The sequence below is a fragment of the Suttonella sp. genome (assembly GCF_056855035.1).
On sequence record NZ_JBXGGR010000043.1, the window covers coordinates 1 to 18,616 of the forward strand.

General features: G+C 43.7%; 16 protein-coding genes. 4 read left to right on the forward strand and 12 right to left on the reverse strand.

Annotation, left to right across the window (positions count from 1 at the left end; translation table 11 throughout):
• Positions 1 to 565: 565 nt before the first annotated feature.
• Genes ACJHVI_RS03845 through ACJHVI_RS03855 form a run of 3 tightly spaced genes read right to left on the reverse strand, consistent with a single transcriptional unit; the run spans position 566 to position 1,937 of the window.
• Positions 566 to 886: a hypothetical protein gene (locus ACJHVI_RS03845; RefSeq protein WP_483183301.1), complete on the reverse strand. Its 321-nt coding sequence runs from the start codon at positions 884 to 886 to the stop codon at positions 566 to 568.
• The gene (locus ACJHVI_RS03850) at positions 883 to 1,584 is read right to left on the reverse strand and encodes a hypothetical protein (protein WP_483183302.1); all 702 of its coding nucleotides are present in this window, start codon (positions 1,582 to 1,584) and stop codon (positions 883 to 885) included. The genes ACJHVI_RS03845 and ACJHVI_RS03850 overlap by 4 nt, the downstream gene beginning before the upstream one ends.
• A 17-nt stretch (positions 1,585 to 1,601) precedes the next feature.
• Complete coding sequence (locus ACJHVI_RS03855; RefSeq protein ID WP_483183303.1) at positions 1,602 to 1,937, reverse strand: helix-turn-helix domain-containing protein; 336 nt, start codon at positions 1,935 to 1,937, stop codon at positions 1,602 to 1,604.
• A 352-nt stretch (positions 1,938 to 2,289) separates the two neighbouring features.
• On the opposite strand from ACJHVI_RS03855, the gene mobC reads away from it, so the two are divergent.
• The 4 genes from mobC (at position 2,290) to ACJHVI_RS03875 (ending at position 5,973) form a co-directional block, all read left to right on the forward strand.
• Positions 2,290 to 2,649 carry a plasmid mobilization relaxosome protein MobC gene (mobC, locus tag ACJHVI_RS03860; RefSeq protein WP_483183305.1) on the forward strand — a complete coding sequence of 120 codons (360 nt, stop codon included), beginning with the start codon at positions 2,290 to 2,292 and terminating at the stop codon, positions 2,647 to 2,649.
• Positions 2,639 to 5,155, forward strand: coding sequence for a hypothetical protein (locus ACJHVI_RS03865; protein ID WP_483183306.1), 2,517 nt, complete (start codon positions 2,639 to 2,641; stop codon positions 5,153 to 5,155). The genes mobC and ACJHVI_RS03865 overlap by 11 nt, the downstream gene beginning before the upstream one ends.
• 321 nt (positions 5,156 to 5,476) lie before the next feature.
• Positions 5,477 to 5,830: a hypothetical protein gene (locus tag ACJHVI_RS03870; protein ID WP_483183307.1), complete on the forward strand. Its 354-nt coding sequence runs from the start codon at positions 5,477 to 5,479 to the stop codon at positions 5,828 to 5,830.
• Positions 5,831 to 5,841: 11 nt separating this feature from the next.
• Positions 5,842 to 5,973 (forward strand): hypothetical protein, encoded by a 132-nt coding sequence (locus ACJHVI_RS03875; protein ID WP_483183308.1) that lies wholly within the window; start codon positions 5,842 to 5,844, stop codon positions 5,971 to 5,973.
• Positions 5,974 to 6,699: 726 nt separating this feature from the next.
• On the opposite strand, the gene ACJHVI_RS03880 is transcribed toward ACJHVI_RS03875, so the two are convergent.
• The 9 genes from ACJHVI_RS03880 to ACJHVI_RS03920 form a co-directional block, all read right to left on the reverse strand.
• Positions 6,700 to 7,203, reverse strand: coding sequence for a hypothetical protein (locus ACJHVI_RS03880; protein ID WP_483183309.1), 504 nt, complete (start codon positions 7,201 to 7,203; stop codon positions 6,700 to 6,702).
• Between the two features lie 85 nt (positions 7,204 to 7,288).
• Positions 7,289 to 7,789: a conjugal transfer protein TraL gene (locus ACJHVI_RS03885; RefSeq protein WP_483183310.1), complete on the reverse strand. Its 501-nt coding sequence runs from the start codon at positions 7,787 to 7,789 to the stop codon at positions 7,289 to 7,291.
• Between the two features lie 110 nt (positions 7,790 to 7,899).
• A complete protein-coding gene (locus ACJHVI_RS03890; RefSeq protein ID WP_483183311.1) occupies positions 7,900 to 9,057 on the reverse strand; it encodes an LPD7 domain-containing protein in 1,158 nt (385 codons plus the stop codon).
• A 42-nt stretch (positions 9,058 to 9,099) separates the two neighbouring features.
• Entirely contained in the window at positions 9,100 to 11,082 is a 1,983-nt protein-coding gene (locus ACJHVI_RS03895; protein WP_483183312.1) for a type IV secretory system conjugative DNA transfer family protein, read from the reverse strand.
• Position 11,083: 1 nt separating this feature from the next.
• Positions 11,084 to 12,151, reverse strand: a complete 1,068-nt coding sequence (gene virB11, locus ACJHVI_RS03900; RefSeq protein WP_483183313.1) for a P-type DNA transfer ATPase VirB11 — start codon at positions 12,149 to 12,151, stop codon at positions 11,084 to 11,086.
• On the reverse strand, positions 12,148 to 13,239 hold the full coding sequence (locus tag ACJHVI_RS03905) for an LPD3 domain-containing protein (RefSeq protein WP_483183315.1): 1,092 nt from the start codon (positions 13,237 to 13,239) through the stop codon (positions 12,148 to 12,150). The genes virB11 and ACJHVI_RS03905 overlap by 4 nt, the downstream gene beginning before the upstream one ends.
• A complete protein-coding gene (locus tag ACJHVI_RS03910; RefSeq protein ID WP_483183316.1) occupies positions 13,236 to 14,645 on the reverse strand; it encodes a PBECR3 domain-containing polyvalent protein in 1,410 nt (469 codons plus the stop codon). Before ACJHVI_RS03910 ends, ACJHVI_RS03905 begins: the two co-directional genes overlap by 4 nt.
• Positions 14,645 to 15,793, reverse strand: a complete 1,149-nt coding sequence (locus ACJHVI_RS03915) for a TrbI/VirB10 family protein (protein WP_483183317.1) — start codon at positions 15,791 to 15,793, stop codon at positions 14,645 to 14,647. Before ACJHVI_RS03915 ends, ACJHVI_RS03910 begins: the two co-directional genes overlap by 1 nt.
• 224 nt (positions 15,794 to 16,017) lie before the next feature.
• Positions 16,018 to 18,603 carry a DUF5710 domain-containing protein gene (locus ACJHVI_RS03920; RefSeq protein ID WP_483183318.1) on the reverse strand — a complete coding sequence of 862 codons (2,586 nt, stop codon included), beginning with the start codon at positions 18,601 to 18,603 and terminating at the stop codon, positions 16,018 to 16,020.
• Between the last annotated feature and the right edge of the window lie 13 nt (positions 18,604 to 18,616).

The following is an 18,616-nucleotide window of genomic DNA, read 5'->3' on the forward strand; positions in this document are numbered from 1 at the left end:
AATAAGTCGCTATAAGGCGTTAATTTTATTAGTTAAATTTTTGTCATGTTGGGTAAGAATTCATGCTCTAATCTTCCGAAAAGATAAAAAAGGCAATAAAAAAAGCAGCTTGACAAGCTGCTTTTAATCGTTAGTGGCGGAGAGAGGGTTATTTTCAAATTAGAAAAATAGCATTTTAAAACATATAAATACAAGTTGCTATTTACTGACAAATATATGAATGCTTAATTATTTTATATTTTTTCTTTTTAATATATAGATAAAAATGATGTAAGAAATGTAAGAATGTAAGAAGCTTCTGATTATATTGAATTTTTATAAGATGTTTATGTAAGAATGATGTAAGAATATGTAAGAAGTCATTGAACAATAAAGTATTTAGCACCCGCGCTAATGATAGTGGTTTGTGGCCAACCAAAGGCATTGAGCGGCAGCTAGATCACGTCCAGCAGGCGTCGCTATTCAAAAAATTGAAATTTCTCTATTTTGTGAGGTTTTGCAAAGATCTCAATTTTTAAAAAACACAAAAAAACCCACCATGCGGTGGGTCTAAATCTGTCTGATGCTACTTCCTCTGAAAGAGCTTAGTGAACCAATTTTGTTCCGTTGCTGGTGGATTTTCAGGAACCGACAGCTTGGATTGCAGTTCTTCCAAACATTGTTCAACCATTATTTTGGTTGTTTTTGCAATATCTTCTAAAGCTTCTTTTTTATGTGTTGACAATTGTTTATCAAATGTTCCTAACGATCTTGTAAGCGTATCTATATCTGATGAGAGTAGATTTAGGGTGTGTGAGCAATTTTTGATCTGTTCTTCAATGCCTATCATCCCAACATATAGGTCGCTTATCATAGCTGCTTGATCAGATTTCTGATATTCAGTCATGACTTCTCTCCCACAATTTTCATAAGATTATCAAAAATGTTGGAATAAACTTTGATTAGCCTATTAACTTTAGTCTGCCGAATATAGTGATCTGCATATTCTCTTGCTAATTTGTTATCACCAGCCTGCTTCGCTTCTAGTATTAAGGTCTTAAAATCATCATCTGTGATCATTTCAGATAATTCTTGTCCGCGGCTATACAAGTCATGACGGAATATTGTATTCTCAGGATTAACATTTACTTTTAATTTTATCAATGCACTTATTAAATCTGAAAAGACTTCTTCAACGTCTGTTTTATCATCAATCTGATTAAAAACAATGGCAATATTGTTTGATGCACCCAAAGCAACAATATCGCGTACAGTTTTTAATGTGTCTGCTTGTTGTTTTTTCTCAGCTGTTACAGGTATCACAAATAAGTCAATAGATGAGATCAGCTCATTTTCAATTTCGCTATTCTTGAGATAGTTTTCAAGATTTGATGAGCCGATGTCTAGGATTAGATCATCAGTCACTAGCAATTCTGTATAAATTTTGTCGCCATCTTCACCCCGTATAATAACTTTTTCTTTACCGTCACTATTAACAGATTCAATGGTGACTAAGTCATAGTTTTGTAGATTGTAATACAACATATCACGAGATAATGTTGTTTTACCGACGTTGCCACTGTAGTTTAATACGGCTATTTTCATAGTATTCTCCTGTTATTTCACTTCAAAATTTTCTGCATATCGCCATCAAGGATATTTTTATCTAAGTACTCGCGGCGTTCTTTTGGCGACATTTGTTGCCAGTTTTCTGGCAAACCTTCATCAGATTTACTTTTATCAAATTCATGCTCTAGCTGAGTTTCCTCTTTTAGATTTTGAACAGGTTGCGTTGAAAAGCTAATTTTGTTTAGGTCATCATCTGATAACGGATATTTTTTTAAATATCGGTATAGCGTTTTACGATCAATTCCTAGCATTTCAGCTATTGATGTTTTGCTATGACCCGTACATACAAGTTTTAGTAAGTACGACCTATCAATTTGTTTCACTTCCACCTCAATTCCCCAGTTTGGGGCATAAAAAATTTAAAAAAGTCCCAAAACGGGGCGATTTTGCTTTCATAAATGACTTAATTCCCCATTTTGGGGCGAATTTGACTCTCATCTATGACTTAATTCCCCATTTCGGGGCATTATCATCTCCCTTTGGATAAAAATCAACCTTTTTTATATTTATTGACCATTAAATACACATGTAATATACTTCGAGTCGTAAGGGAGACAGGCACGATGGCGAGTCACTACAAAACTGACGTTTTTTGTGTCTCGTTCGTGCCAAAGGGGATACCCCTTTGAAACCCCACTGCCTAGCGGCAGCAAATCTAAGTCATCTAGGAGGTTCACTAACGTGAAAAAAGAAAAGCTTTCCAGTCCTTATCAAGTCCGTTTGCCAAGAGATACCGAGAATCTCATGCGCAAAATAGCGGAAGACTCTGGAAAGCCTATTTCCTTCATCATCCGTGACTGCCTGCAAAGCAGCCGCCCCGTGTTCCGCGGACGTGTTCCTGTTGCCGTGCAGCGTGATCGATTGCTCGCGCTGCGCTATCTGCAAAAGTCCAGTAACAATCTGAATCAAATTGCACGGCATTTGAATACACTGAATCTCAAACATGAATTGTCTTATGAAAACACTATTCATTATTTGAAGATTCTTGACACAATCGAGGCGCAGATGAATCTTTGTCTGCGGTTGTGCGATGCTCATTAGAATCTCCGGCGGTTCGGGCGGTATTGTTGAATACCTCGCCCGCGGTAAAAAATCCGGTCGTGATTATGATCGCGATGAGTTGGATCAGCGAATTGCATTATCTGGTTCTTTACCTCAGCTTGAATCTGTCTTGAACAGTTTTGATACTGAACAGCAATATCAAAAATATCTGCATATTACTCTCTCGTTCAAAGAACCTCATATTAGTGAATCTGATCTGCTGGCGATAGATAAACAATTCCATGACTTTATTTTTTCTGCTTGTGTTGATGGGGAATTTCATTATTACAGTGAAGCGCATTTACCGCGTTTAAAAGCATTACCTGATAAACGCGGTAATGAGTATGAGCGGTTTCCGCATATTCATGTCATAATTCCTGAATATAATTTAATTACGGGTGAACGTGATAATCCTGTTTTCAGGATTAATAATATCACAAAATACATTGATGCGTTTCAAGAAAAAATTAATACTGATTTTAAATTTGCTAGTCCAAAAGATAATTTACGAGACATTCAAACGGGAAGAGAATCCATTATTGACCGTTATCAAATTCATGCGGATATGCCGGTAAAAGAAATCAAAAATCGTATTTATGACTTTATTCAGGCACAACCGCAAATCACCTCTGTTGAAGAATTGGCGGCAGTCATTCGTGCATTAGGCGTATCGGCTACAGTGCGTGATTCAAAATCTTTTGGCGGTAAATATATCAATTTTGCTTTTGATGACTCCGGTAAGCGTAAAGCCATTAACTTAAAAGATCCTGTTTTTTTAGATGCGTATCTATCAACTCGTGATGCAGAAAGTGCTAAAGCTTTCTTGGGTGATAAAGCGCCAGAAAAGTTATTAGTAGATTGGCACGGCTGGGCTGCGCTTGAGGCGCGTTTTGTCGGTGTTGCCGCGCCTAAAATACGGCAAGCTTATTATGCGCTGGATGATACTGGCAAGCAGGAATGGCTCAATGTGCGCTGGCAAGCGCATCAAAAGACTATTGTAGATTTAACGCCTGAGCCTGAACCGCTGACAGCAGAAATCCCCTCAATCTTTGCAGAACCTGCTATTGCGCTGCGTGAGTTTGACGACATTCCGCACCTAGACGACTTACCGCATTTGGACGATATCCGGCATCTTGATGAGATACCGCATATTGATGACTATCTTGATTTTGAAATCGAAGGCTATGCAAAACCAGCAAGAGAACGTAAACAACAGCGGGCAGGAGCAGGAGACGGCACTGCCATTTCAGCGGGAAGTACCGAATACACTGTGCATGAACTGCGCAGCAGCAGTGGTCATGGAAGTCAAAGGCAGGGAGAACTCGCTACTCTCACGGATCTACTGCAAACAGATCAATTCAATGGTTTGGAGCGAAATCAAGAAACCGAATATACAGACGTGTACTTGGTTTCAGATCAAAGAAGAGCAGTAAGGTCTGGAAGTACAGATGCAGTGATTGCCAGATCAGAATCTGCAAGCTGGACAGATAAAATCAATCATATTGACGGCCGTGTGCTGCTCGATTACCTCAGCTATCACTATCATTTGAATACGCGTGAAATCAGCGTAGAACGCAACAAAGACGGTTATGACCGCATGGTTGTAACGATGCCTAGTGTGGCTGCTTCCAAGTCTGCGACACGCCGCTTATCGGTCGCAGACATGCTGACAAAATATATGCATCTCTCATGGCCGGAAGCTAAGCGCGTGCTGGATAGTGTGCTGGAACAGCAGGATCGCGGCGGTTTTCGGCAGCAGGCGATGACATCAAAGGCGATGTGGCAGCGGTTTCAGAATTATGAAGCGCAATTGCCGGGGTTAGCCACTGTGCATCATGAATATCGGCAGCGCCGCAATGCAATTAAAGCCCGCTGGCGCTGGGAATATGACCACAGTCAAACAGCCGCACAAAATGCCGTTAAACGCAGACTGTACCAACAGCAGCGCAAAGCTGAGTACCAGCAGGCGAAATCCGATTGGCAAGAGGCGCAAGTGTATTACCGTATGCGCCCGCATGAGCGTTATCTGAAATATCTCCAAGAAGAGGCAAATGCGGGTAATAACATGGCGCTTGGTGAGCTGCAGCGGATTTATCCTACTGAAGATGATAAACGCTCATACAACGCTTTAACGATTGAGTTGCGTAATCCGCGCCAAGCCTTACCGGCTTTCAAACCCTTTGACTTAGGTTATCAAGTCAAAGTACAGAAAAATGGCATGATTGAATATCGTGATGAACAAGCGCAAACCGTTATCCTCGACTGCTATCAGTCAATACAAGTCAAAGTCAGAACGGAAGATGTTATCGCGCAAGCGCTGGAAATTGCTAAAGCACGCTATGGCGTGAATGGCTTTGAAATCCGCAACGCGAAGCAATCCGATCTTGCTGCGATTCAAGCAGCGGCTAACCGCACGGGCGTTGACATCACTTTAATCGCCTCTCAGCCGGCTAAATCCAGCGTGAACGCGAAACAGCAAAACCGCACATCACAAGAAAGACAGTAACGCATGGTGCATCAAAACTCTTTTATAAACTTGAGGAAATAAAATGATCGATTCTTTTCAATATTTCAACTTTATCTGCTTTTTGGATTGTACCCATAAGTTCATTTATCAAACATTGGAAAGAAGGTCTCCAATTTCCATTTAATTTTTATGGGATTATTAAGAATAAAAATATAAAGCGAGCTTTACAGTAATGGGCAAGAAAACAAGTTACAGAAATTATTGTTGACCAAATTTAATTAATGGGAGGTAGAAAGGCGCAATAAGAAAACTTTTTGAAGAATTTTAGTTTGAGTTAAAAAATTATAAATGGATAAGTTTATGCGTAAAAATAATTACATAAAAATTGCCGATGAAAAAGGTAATTTTACAAGGATTTTAAAGTTGCATTACTTTAGAGACACAAATAAACCTTTTTATATTGAACCTGAATTTGAACTTTATAGTGGAACCATAATAAGAAAAGATCACATTTATGAAGCAATGGACATTATAGGTATCAATGGTTGCGGATTTTTGCCAAGTAGCTTGAACGAATTCAGAAAATATTGTAGATATAAATACTATAAATTTAAGGATGAAGAGGTTATAATCAATCCATTAGCGGTTTGGCTAGGCGTAGCGGAACCCAAGTATGATGATAAGGCAGTATGTTCAACAAAGTATCATATTTAAGGAATGTAGCGATGACTGATAAAATATATTCAGAAGAATTTGAAAATGACAATATTGTTATTGATTTAAATAAAAATTCTACTGAAAATAAACTTAAGGGCTATAAGTGTATTTACACTTATGACAAAGATCAAAAGATATAGGTTAGTGATTTTATTAATAAACCTGAGAATACAGAAAAAATTCATTTATTTTCCTTAGGGATGTCTTTGAGGCATTTATTTATTGAAGAAAAGCATGGATTTATTCTAAAAAAAATTATTCTTATCTACTATTTGTCAATTTCTGCAATTATCGTTGCCAATATTTTTTTATTTCTTAAAGACTCTGCTTATAAAGAGGCGAGAAATTTGGATTTTATAGTTTGTTTACTACATATTATAGGCTTATGGTTTGTATCAAAATCAGCATTGACCGCTGCGTTCAATTATTTTTATTACCCTATTCCTTTAAAATCTAGATATATTATAATATTTTCTCGACCATTTAATTTAATGTTATTCATCCAGTTTTTATCACTTGTTTTGTATAATTACAACTATTATAAAACCATGTCGGAATACACTTATATTACAAGAATTGTTCTGTATGAACGATTGTCGCTCCTGAGTTTTTTTATTATATTTTTTTGGTTTTATTTATGCGATTTTGGGTTTTTTATATATTAAAAATTATGAAAAAAATATAAGATGAAATTGTGGATTTTAATAATTGATTAAAACAGGGTATTTAGCCCTGTTTTTTATTAATTGCTGAATCTTGAACAGCCGACTTATTGGCTTAGGTTATTGTTATTTCTGATAACACTGGGAGTGGCAAGAAAACTTTTGAAAAAATTTAGTTTGAGCCAAATGAGTTATAATTTGTGCTCAAATATAATCTTCCACAGTGATCCAATTTAAAGAATGACCATGTTCATTAATAATATCTAATCTTTGCTCTTCTAATTTAACAGAGATATTTCCTTGGGGTAAGAAATTCTGAAATTGAGATTTTAACCTTTTTGTATTAAGAATGGCTTCAGTACAATGTTCAATACCAGATTTTAATTCTGTCAAATCAATGGTGTTATAGTCTAATATGAATTTATACATCAATTGACCAGAAATTATTCTCTTAACTCCGTTAGACAAGTGAATAATTTTAAAATTTGTCGTATTTTCAATGATATCATCATTATCTAAAATATTACGATGATTCAACCTAAAAATGAGGTTTGAAGGAAATTTGCTTCCTTTTGATAATAATTCCAGTATTGCAGAATTGAGGGATAGATTGTTAATTTCGGCATAATTTACTAATTCCTGATAAAGTTTTTGTGGTAGTCTAAGTTGTGTACGTGTATATTTTTTGCTTATATCTTTTTCAATCATAAAAATTATTTTTAATTTATTATGCGTTAAATTCAATTTGAAAGAGGATGAGTTATAATCATCCTCTCACTCTAGACTTCAATTTTTATTGAAAATAGTAATTTTCGCCAAGTTGCTGTCCTTTTTCAAAGATTTTGATGCGATAAAAAGATCCGATGCAGCCCAGAATGAGGACTGGATCATTATCTTTGCCGCGCTGTATGTAGCAGCTGTAACCATGTCTATCATGAGCTGGCACTGTTTTATAAGATGCGCAATAGTCTTTTCTGTACCCTGATGTCCAATGAGTGCATACTTGGTGCTCTCTTATTCGCAAAATACGGTCAAATGAGTAAGTGAAGTCCTTTGGATCGGTGCCTGTGGATTCATCTTTAACCGCGCAAGACGAAAAATCGGGCAGCGGAGATTTGCCTTTTTTGATACGTTTTATCATCGCTGACTTTGCTGCACTGCAACCTTCAGGAAATCCACCAGGTGCGCAGAGCCAAATGGCGCATTCGTCTTCTGATACTGCCAGTGCCGGTGTGCTGATGAAACTGCCGAATGGCAGTATGAGGCTTAACAATAAGGCTTTTGATGATTTCATAGGGGTCTCCATCTTGTGAGGAAAAAGAAGCAGTAAAGTTCGTTTTGATATTCAATTGGCATGTTGTCCTCCGTTTGTTTTCAAATATTCAATGTCTTGCTTTATCGTCTTCATCGGCTGCGCTCTTCTTTTGGTTTGCGCTGTGCGCTATTGGCTGCTGCCTGCACTGCGGGATTTTTTGAGGGCGTTTGCCCGCTTTTTTCCGCTTGCCGTATGGCTTTGCTTTGCTCGAGTTTTGCTGCTTGGTCTAATTCCTGTCTTACTATCGGCAGACCTTTTTTAATATCATCTTTTATTTTGTTGAGATCGCCTTTGCCGCCTTTGACCGCATAAGTGAGCTGCTGTTCTATTTGTCGATCAAGCTCTTTGTATTCTTTTTCATCCAGCGGGAAATATTTTTCGACTTCGTTCATGATTTCTTTTCTAGCGGCAGCTATTCGTTCATCGCCAGACGCGTCTTTTTCTTTTTCAGCCGTCACGGCAGGCGGAGATTGTGTTTCAGCTTGTTTTTTAGCAGCAGCGGGCTGTTCTGCCGTTGGCACTTTTTCTTGCGGTTTTTCTGCTGCTTTTTCTGATAATGGTTCAGGCGCTTTGGGTTTGATGTCCAAGTTTTCGGTGAGCTTTTCGGCTTGTTTGGCCAGCTTTTCTTCTTGCGCTTGGCGTTCGCGTTCTTGCGCGCCCAATAGGCGTTTCATGTCTTGCTCACTGGGCTTGTAGCCGCGCGTGTCTAAACCGCGCATCTGCGCCTGAAACCATAATTCCGCCTGTGCTTGTTTTGAGCCGCCTTTGATGTTGATGGCTGTCCAACCTTTGTCTTGCGCAATGTCTAGAGCAGCGGTGATGTTTTCAGGCGTGTTGTCGATCGCTATTTTGTCTTTATGTACATGGATTTTTGAGCCGTCAGTTTTGCTTTGGAATACGGCTTCTTTGCCCGCGAGTTTTGCTAAAGCATTATTTTTGACTTCCGTGTATTGATTGCCCGCATTGAAACGGTAGTAGCTGTAGTTGAGATCGATATTGCCCACCGTGTGTTCATCTGCGCGGGTCGGCGTGCTTTTGCCGTCTTTTTCTGTGTCGGCGCTTTGTTTTTCGGAAGCGCTTTGCGGGGCTGAAGGTTTGCTGGCTTGGTCAGCCGTGTGCGGCATTGACCGTTGTTCCGGCATAACGGTTTGCGGGCGCAGATAGGCATTGTCTTGACCTTCTAAAAGTCCTTGTTTTTTCTCTTCTTCGACTTTGCGGCTGTAGTCAATAAGTTCTATTTTTTCCATAAGATTTTCCTTTTTTTAGGCGAGTTGGCGTAACTGGGACGGTTAAGCGGCGCTGGCTTGCGCAGCGGTACTTTCCTGCACGCTGCTTTCAATACTGCGGCCGATAAAATTGCCAAGTACGGTGATTTCGATATGCTTGTAGAGCGTACCTTTGATTCTGTCCTCGAGAATTTGCGTTTGGCGGCTTAACCCATCAATGTCTTTGCGGACGTTTTCGCGCTCTTGCTGGTCTTTTTCTTCTGCGTTTAAACGTTTTTTCAGCGGTAAGACTTTGGCTTTGCCTTGATAGGGTTTATAGCGCGAGACAAAGACGGGATCGTCGTAATATTTGTTTTTCTCGGCCATGATGGGATGGCTGATGCCTTCAAACATGATGATTTCTTTGTCTTTACTCATTTGTCTGAGTTCTTGCGGCATCATTAAGTCACGCTGATTGAGGCTTTCGGTGTGGGATACGCCTTTGTTGCCACCGCCGCGGGATTTTTGCGTGTCTTCATTGACCGTGATTTTGCCCAGTAATTTGGAATACTCTTCACTGTCTGCCACGTCATTGGGCTTGTAGAGGACTTTCAAAGCGACATTGGTGAGTATGTTGCGTGCGCCGTGTTCGCCGTATACGGCACGGTCTTGCAGCTGTGCCGGACTTTGTGCGATAAACAGCATGCGCATGTTGTAACCCGCCATATAACTCACGGCTTTTTCCAGCACAGCAATACGGCCAGGGGACGTGCCTTCATCCATCAGCATCAGGCATTGATATTGCAGATTCTTATCATTTTGCGGCAGCGCGGCGGTGTTTTCGTTAATCAGCTGGCTGTAGAACAGATTGATGATTTTCTTTGCTTTGGCGAGATCTTTCGGCTGAATCCCGATATAGATGGTCATGCGCTTTTTGCGCACATCGCGCAGGTCAAAGTCATCACCGCTGGTAGCATTCACCACAGGTTCTGATAACCACGGTGTGAGGTTGGCGGTGAGGGTAGCGAGGATTGATGCAAAGGTCTTATCACCTGCCGATACCGCAGAGTTAATCGTTTGTTTGGCAAGCGCGCTGACGTAAGGATCGCCCATCAGTGAGTTGAAGTGTGTGATCGCTTCACCCTCAAAATTGGTGGTCAGATCAAGGATTTCTCGAATGGTCGGTGTGTATTGCAGGTTGTTGGCGTGATACCAGCGTTCTTTGTCCAAACAGTAGAGTGCAAGACCAATAAAGAGCTTGCGGGCAGATTCTTCAAAAAAGCTGTCATCACCGCCGCTGTCAGGGATTAAGCAAATAGCGATTTGGTTGATGTCATCTACACGCAGCTCATCAGAGCGGGAGACGTATGACAGCGGATTCCAGCGTGCGGTTCGGCCTTTAGGGTCAAAGGGGTTGAACAAATACACGGCTTGCCCGCATTTGGCGCGAAAGGCAGCAGTAATATCGAATAATTCCTGCTTAATATCGAGTACCACCATAGAATGATCATACGACAGCCCCACGGGAATGACCACGCCGACGCCTTTGCCCGAACGGGTTGGCGCTGCGAGATACACAAATTGCTGATCGGCCAGTCCGATATAGTTGTTGCCGATTTTGCCGACAATAATGGCTTTACCAGCAAATAAGCCTTTTTTGTGTAAATCCGCAGGCAGTTTGGCAGACGGGCGCTTGATGAGCAGCCCCGCTTTTCTGACTTCTGCAATAGTCGCAAAGCGTGCATCGCCGTACAGTGACGGCGCTTTTTTCACCGCCGCATAAATTGCATAGGCAATAAGCGCATGTGCCAGCACCGACAGCATCCATGCCCATTTGATTTGCTGCGGATATTGCCCAGCGTATTGGTGATAGCTAAAGATGCTAAACGGCATGCTCTGCACCGTTGGGTTTAAGGCGATGCCGCTAAAGAGGCTTTTTAGCGCGCTTTGCCCTGCAGGAAAACTCATCAATACACGGAAAAGCCAAGAAGCCAGCCAAGAGACTGTGGTTGCGGCTATCGCCAGTCCGCCGAGTCCTAACAGCGTTTTTTTTGTTTGGGATTTCATCTTACGCTCCTTGCAGCAGGTTAATCTTCCGTTCAGGATTAAAATCAATCGCGGTGATAAAGCGTTTCCCTCCGTGATTAGCAAAGTGAATAGAAATATCGATGGTCATCATGATGAGGCGTCTAATCACGTCATAACTGAGACTTGCGCCCTCGGGGCTGGCGTTAATCATAAGTGCTAATTGTTCATACGCCATCAATGCAGAATCGGCATGGCAGGAGGTGATAGAACCGCTATGCCCGTTACCGCAGGCGCGGATAAAATAAAACGCTTCATCACCGCGGACTTCCGCCAAAATGATGCGGTCAGGCTTCATGCGCAGGGTGGCTTCTAAGCATGACTTGGCCGTCACCGTGCTTTGGCTCATGGATTTGGGATACATCAAATGCACCTTATTAGGATGATCAAGATAAAGTTCTCGTGCGTCTTCAATGGTGATAATGCGCTCTTGATAGTCTATTAAGTCAATGAGGGTTTTCATGAAGGTCGTTTTGCCGCTGCCGGTTGCGCCGCTGACCACGATATTTTTACGGTATTTCACTGCGCCTTCTAAAAATGCGCGGTATTCGCGTTTTACCAACAATTCTTGTAGTTCCCGATCTTCGGGGCTGATATGCCCGTCACTGGGAATAATATCGGCAAACAAGCCTGAGGCTTCATATTGATCCATGCTGAATTTGGCATTGCTGGGAATACGCACGGTAAGACTGCATGCCTCGGCAGCGGGTTTGCGCACCAGCTGCGCGCGTTCACCGCCGGGCATGGTGAGAGACAGCATGGGATTGTTTACGTCAAACTTTTGCGATTGTCCGGCATGGTTGATCAGCAGCGTACCTAGACCTTCAATCAGCATATCGGAGTTGTTCACCACCTCTTTACGTTTCCATTGGCTGTTCCGCTCAAAATAGATCACATTCGGTTCGTTGATAGCGATTTCTGTTACGCCGGGTTCGCGCATCAAGGGCAGAATGCCGAGCGCGTCAAAGGTGTGATTGATCTGCGCAACGATTTTTGGCGGGAGTTCAATGTCTGCGGCAGCAGAACTTTGAGATAACGGTAAAGTACTCATCGGGTGATGTCTTTGTCTTGATGTCGGGTACGGGTGTTGCTTTGTTCAGGCAGACTGCGCACGGCAGACAGCCAAACGTCTTTACGCGGAATGGGGTGCAGCGTATCGGCTTGAATGAGCGCTTTAGCGTCAATCTGTTTGCCTGCTGTATGGGCTGAGAGCATGACTAAGGGCAGATGGGCAATATCGCCGCTTACGCTGTCATGCAGCTTGCGCGCAGCTTCACGGTTGCCGAGTCCGTTGAGGTCAATCAGCGGGCTGGGAACGCTGCGGGTGAGAAAGTCTAGGGTGGGTTCGAAGGTGAATGAATTGAGGTGCTGGGAGAGATTTTTGCTGTTGAATGCAATGATGTTTTCTGCTAGATTAATGACTCGGGAAACGCCGAGAGGCCGGATGGGAGTCAGCTTAGTTTCACTAAGGTCTGCGACCGCCACAGTAACTGGGGAGGCGTTTCCTTTTTTTGTGTCCGAATTGAACTTCTCAATGATTTGCTGACTATCTAAGATATTGATCGTTTCAACGGTATAAATACGATGACCGCTTTCCCCTAAACTAAATAATTTAACTGTGGTTTCTGCTAGAAACATCTTATTTTCATACGTCATTGGCGCAAAAATTCTTGGAAGACCAATGATATTGGAATCATTTGAACGATCGTCCTTCACCCACCCTAATATACCCTGAGTAAAAAGAAGATCTACATTGACTGCTGCTGTAAGATGAACTAATCCCGTATCAGTCGTAAGCAGTGATTTTTCAAAAGCGTCAGAAGATAAAATCTTATCAACGGAATTATTAGATAAATTGGCAACAATACCGCTATCTATATTCGTTAGATCTGTCTTAGTTAGCGTTCTTAAAATATTGCGTGCATCTTTTTTATTTTGACTATGTCTATGCAGCTTGTGTTCACGGGCAAACTCCCAATCCCCATATTCCGCCTTAAAGGCAGGCGTGCGTACCTGCACCCAGCGATCCAGCGGTAACTGTGTTGCACCAATTTCAACTGCCTGCGCATAGCCTTCAACACCGCCATGGCGGGTAAAGGTTTCGCTGAACTGCATAGCATCGCGTGGTAAAGCACTCATCGGTTAATGCCCTTGTCTTGATGCCGGGTACGGGTGTTGCTTTGTTCAGGCAGACTGCGCACGGCAGACAGCCATGCGTCTTTACGTGGGATAGGATGTAAATCAGCCGCTTTGATGAGCGCTTGCGCATCTATCTGTTTGCCTGCGGCTTGGGCTGAGAGCATGACTAAGGGCAGATGGGCAATATCGCCGCTTACGCTGTCATGCAGCTTGCGCGCAGCTTCACGGTTGCCGAGTCCGTTGAGGTCAATCAATGGGCTGGGCAGCGTGCGGGCGAGAAAATCACGCGTTGGCTCGAAGGTGTACGGGTTGAGATGTTGAGAGAGATTTTTGCTGTTGAATGCAATGATGTTTTCTGCTAGATTAATGACTCGGGAAACGCCGAGAGACCGGAGGGAATTCGGGTAAGGGTTAGACTTATCTGTTTCCGCCATAGTTATTGGGTAAGTGTTTCCCGCTTTTTTTGTGTCTTCAATAAATTTTTCAATGATTTGGTGTCTGTCGAAGACATTAATGGCTTCAACCGTGTAAATACGGTTACCGCCATACTTTTCATCAAGCAGTTTGACGGTGGTTTCTGCCAAATACATGGAATTGTCAAAAGTCATTGGAGCAAATACTCTAGGCAGCCCTTTGACTTGTATGGCTTCTACTCTATCGGGTTTTACCCAGCCTAAAATACCATTTATTGGGTTTAATGTGGCTGCAATATCTGCTGGATTGATTCTGCCGTTGCTAAAAGGTAAAATTTCATTTGATCGCTCAGGAGTATAAACCTGCGGTGGGCTGGATGTTGCGCCAGTCGGCGATTTGACCCAGACTGTTTTTGTGGATAGTCTGGGTTTTTGACGTGAAGAGGTTTCTAAAACACGTTCAACATACTCAATTCTTCCGCCCGAAAAGGCTTTGCTGTATATCAGTGAACTTCTATTCTGCCCTGCTGGCTTAATGCGCAAATGATCATATCCGTCTAAGACAACAGGAATGCGTTTTAAATCCATTAATGTCAAAGACCGTTGGTTTTTTTCATTGAAAGAATCTGCATGATGTCGATTAAAGGCATGTTTAAATTCATGTGCGACGAATTCATGAACAAAACCTGTTGCATCAACCCCCAATTCTTTACGAATTTGTTGAATTTCATGTTCACTAACTTGCCTAAACTCTAATGCTTCTCTCGGATCATGACTGGCAATAGCTCGTTCAATAAAACTATCTATCTTTTTTTGATAGTTGAGTGTTTCCCAATCTCCATATTCCGCCTTAAAGGCAGGCGTGCGTACCTGCACCCAGCGATCCAGCGGTAACTGTGTTGCACCAATTTCAAGTGCTTGGGTATAACCTTCAACACCGCCGAAACGGTTGAAGGTATCGCTAAATTGCAGTGCGTCTTGCGGCAAACACATCAATGCGCTCCAAACCAAACGCTGCGAGCTTGGTAGACGGCAGACAGGTCAATATCATCTGCCACGTAGATATTGATGACTTCCCCTTCGCGGATATAGATAATCGGGCTGAGGTCGATATTTTTTTCCAATATTTTTTCAGCCAGTGATTGCGAGGTGTCTGCTGTATTGGAATCCACAATGACTGCTGCACTATCGCTCTTATCGCCTGCGATACTGAGTGCATCACTGATAAGACTGACCAACAATGCTGAGCCGATACGCAGTCCCCAGCGGTTATCCACTTTACCGGTCACCCCTGATGCGCCTAAGCGGCCGGTCGAGGGCGATTTAATCTGCACCGCAACATCATAGGGCGTGATGAGTCTGTCCCAGATGACTTGCAGACGGCGGTCGCCGTTTTTTACGCTACCGTGATATTCGCCGCTCACTCGCGTGCCTTTTTCGAGCAGCAAAATACGGGCATTGCCGCTATAGACGTCTTGGCTAATCACGCAGCTGGTAAAGCCGTCTTGTTCACTGATGATATTGGTTTCCAGCACGCAGGGAATTTTCGTGCCTTTGACCAGCGTGTAGTCAATGTTTGCCATTAATTTCACCCGCCGGTCTGCTGTATTGGCGTTTTCTGCTGGATTGGCCGCATTGGCGGTATTGACGGTCGTCGATACCGTTGCGGTATAGGCATTGATGCCAGATGCCAAGCGTTTAGTGCGCACTTCGTCTTGCGGGTTCGCGGTTGGTACGGCAGCAGGTGCAGCTTCGCCTGGGCGGATGACAATAAGTTCTGGTTCGGGTTCTATCGCAACAGCGGCAATAGGTTCAGGTGTTTTTTCGGCTTTTGGCAATTCCGGCGGAATGAATTTACCGATACTCTCGGGTGCGCTGTGATAGGTACGCGTTGTTTTGGTTTTGGGTGCGTCATCACCGCCGAAATGCAGATTGCTTTTGATGTAGTTAAAGCCGCCGAAAATACCCAGCGCCGGCAAAGATATGCCTAGCGCAATTAGCATAGCCAGTTTCCCGGGGGAGGTTTTTATCCGCCCTGAACCGCTGTTTAAAGCGCTGTTATCTGTGCTTTCTTCAATGATGATACCGCCGTTTGCGCCGTCATTAGGCTTAACCGTTTTTTTATCATTTGCTTGACTCATAAGGTTTCCTTCATTGTTCTGTCCGTGGTTTAGCAATACTGAGTGGTTTAGCAATACTGAGCGGTATGTCCTGCATCATGTCTTGCGCACAGGATTTTTGCCGCTCTTGTGCCAATTGATAGCCAGAATATGCGCCGTATCCATATCCAGCCGCTGCGCTCAAAAATCCAGCAAGGGCAAAGATCAATTGCCGTTTGGTGAAAGGCAGTTGTCGGCAGTTCGTGTCATCGGCTCATCTCACTGGTTTCAGTTGTTTTTACGGGTTGGCGGATTGGCAGTGCAGGCGCTGCGGGATTTTTGGCAGGTGCTTTGCTGACGGCTTTGGTAAACGCGTCTTGCAGCGTGATTGGGTGTCCAGCAGCAGCGAGTAAGGCGCGTTCGTCTAATTTGTAGCCTTTGGCGGCAAGCGCTTTGCTGAGTTCAGGGAGTTTTTGGATATCGCCTCCAATGACTTGGTAAGCCGCTTTGCCAATCTCTCGGGCGCATAAGCCGTCTATGTTCAGCTCAAGTGCTTTGTGTTGCGGTGCGTGCTGGGTTTTAGGCTGTACAGTTTGCGTTTGGACAGATTCTTCAGCCCGAAAATGCTTTACCGCATTGTCTATCCCTTCTTTTTGCAGATAGTCATTCCAATCGGTGCTTTTGCCGTCAATGGCTGGCGGCAGGAAGATTTGCATGTCTGGGTGTTTGGCTTGTACTTGCCGTGCTGCTTCTAGTCCGGGATTTTTACCGCTTTTGAATTCTGTGCTGCGATCATTGTCAGCCGCAATGATTTTTTCTGCATTGGGATAGAGTTCAGCAATTTTATCCGCCACTTTCAGGAGATTACCGCAATCCACCGCCGCAATGGCTAATGTGCTTTTGTCCTGTTGTGTTTGGGCAATTTGTAAGGCGCTTTCTGCTGTGGCAAGCCCTTCGGCGATGATGACGCGGTTGGGATTTTGATAGGCAAAAGCTGTGTTGCCGAGGGCAAAAAAACCGCCACTTTTTTCGCCTTGTGTCATGAGTTTTTTATTGCCCTCTGGACTGATGGTTTGCAATGAGCGGATTTGCATGCGTATTTGACCATCTTCATCACGCTGCGCATCTAGAATCGGCATTACAACTGTGCCATCATCGAGGCGTTTTAAGCTGTTGCAGTGCTGTATGCCTTTCTGCTGCAGATATGGCTCATCACCGCGGGCAGGCGGTAATTGCTGATACAGCACAATGGCATCAACACTACGCAAATGTGCGACGGTATCGCGCATTTCCTGCATGGCGATCTGTCTGAGATCAGCATTGAGCTTGAGCGCTGTTTTGTGTTCTTTACCCAGTGAGCTTTTTTTTGCGCCGCGGTTAGACCAAGTGATTTCCTCTCCGGTTGATAAATTACGGGCGATTGCTCCAATAGTGCCGTCTGCATTGTCATACAGACGTACTGCGCCGTCTTTATGGCTGTAATGCTTGCCGTCAATTGCCAGCCGTTGCCAGCTGCGTGAGGTGCTGTCAAAACCGCCCATTTGTATGCCGATGCCGCGGGCAGCATCAATAAAGTCATTGATGTCCTTGCCGCCGGTCACTTCTGCCAGCTTCGGCAGATAGTGCTGCAGCGGTGTTTTATCTATGCCGGCCGGCACATACCAAGAACCATTGTTTTTGTCCCATTTTGCGCCTAGGGATTTGGCTTCGTGTCTGTCTTCATAGGGTACGGCAAGATAAACGGGCTTTTCTGCCATAATGCTGTCGAGCATTTGGATTTCGTCATGGCGCTGGTAAAACGTCTGCCAAAAGGTTTGTGTTGTGCCGTTATCATGATTGGGGGTATGCGATTCGCCAGGCGCTGCGTTGAAAGAGGGGGTTTTTGTCTCTACTGCTGGCTTTTCCGCTTGTTGAGCGGGAGTAATTTGTTCTGCTGTCTGCGTGGTGTGTCCCTCGCTTGGCGGTGCTTGTGGATTGGCAACGATGGTGCGTTCCGCCTGCTCTTTGAGCGTTTGCCGTGTTTCTTGCAGCGCGGCTTGTGGTGTTTGCTGTAGGGTTTGTTCGGCTTCTGCCTGCCATTTGGCAAACGGTTCAGGGGCAAGGCCTTCAGGGACGTACCAGCTTTTGGCATCTTTGTCCCATTTTGCCCCAAGCCCTTTTGCCTCAAAGCGTTCCATGTAAGGCACGTCAATGTAATGACGTGCTTGTGCCGTATTTTCTGCCGCCGTTTGAGTGGTTTTTGCGTTTTTTTGCGCCCGTTTTACCGCCAAAAGGGGAGATTTTTCGGCAATGTAAGCCGCCGTTTTTTCAATCGCGACCGCTTTGTCAGTGATTTCGGCATTTTGCCAAGGTGAATAGGCGTTTTTTAATGTCGCTCTATTGGAGAGTGAGACGCGGTAAATAGCGGTCTGATCATTGTCTTGACTCAGGTGCAGCGTGATTTTTTCTGCGCCGCGCTCGAGGTGTTGGAAAATGCCATAGTCTCTGATTTCTATGGCCTTGGTTTGATAACCTTGCTCAATCAATGTCTCGGCAATGCCCTGAAGATAAATTTGCCCGCTTTCGCGGAAATTTTCGCGGTCAACGGTGTAGCCCTGAATGCCTCGCGCTTGGGCTTCAATCTCGGACTTAGCAAGGTCAATCTTCAGTCGTTCTTGCCCCGGCAGAAAGTCATAAAACGGCTCTAATGGCGTATCTTGTTCAATATACCAAGTATAGCCGTCCCACTGTGCGCCCAGTTTTTTGACGCTATGCCGCTGAAAATAAGATGCGTTCAGGTCAATACGCTCAGCGGCTAAAAATTGAGGCTGAGTTTGATGGTCTTGTTTAGGGCTGTCTGTCGTTGTACTCATCGTATGCTCCTAA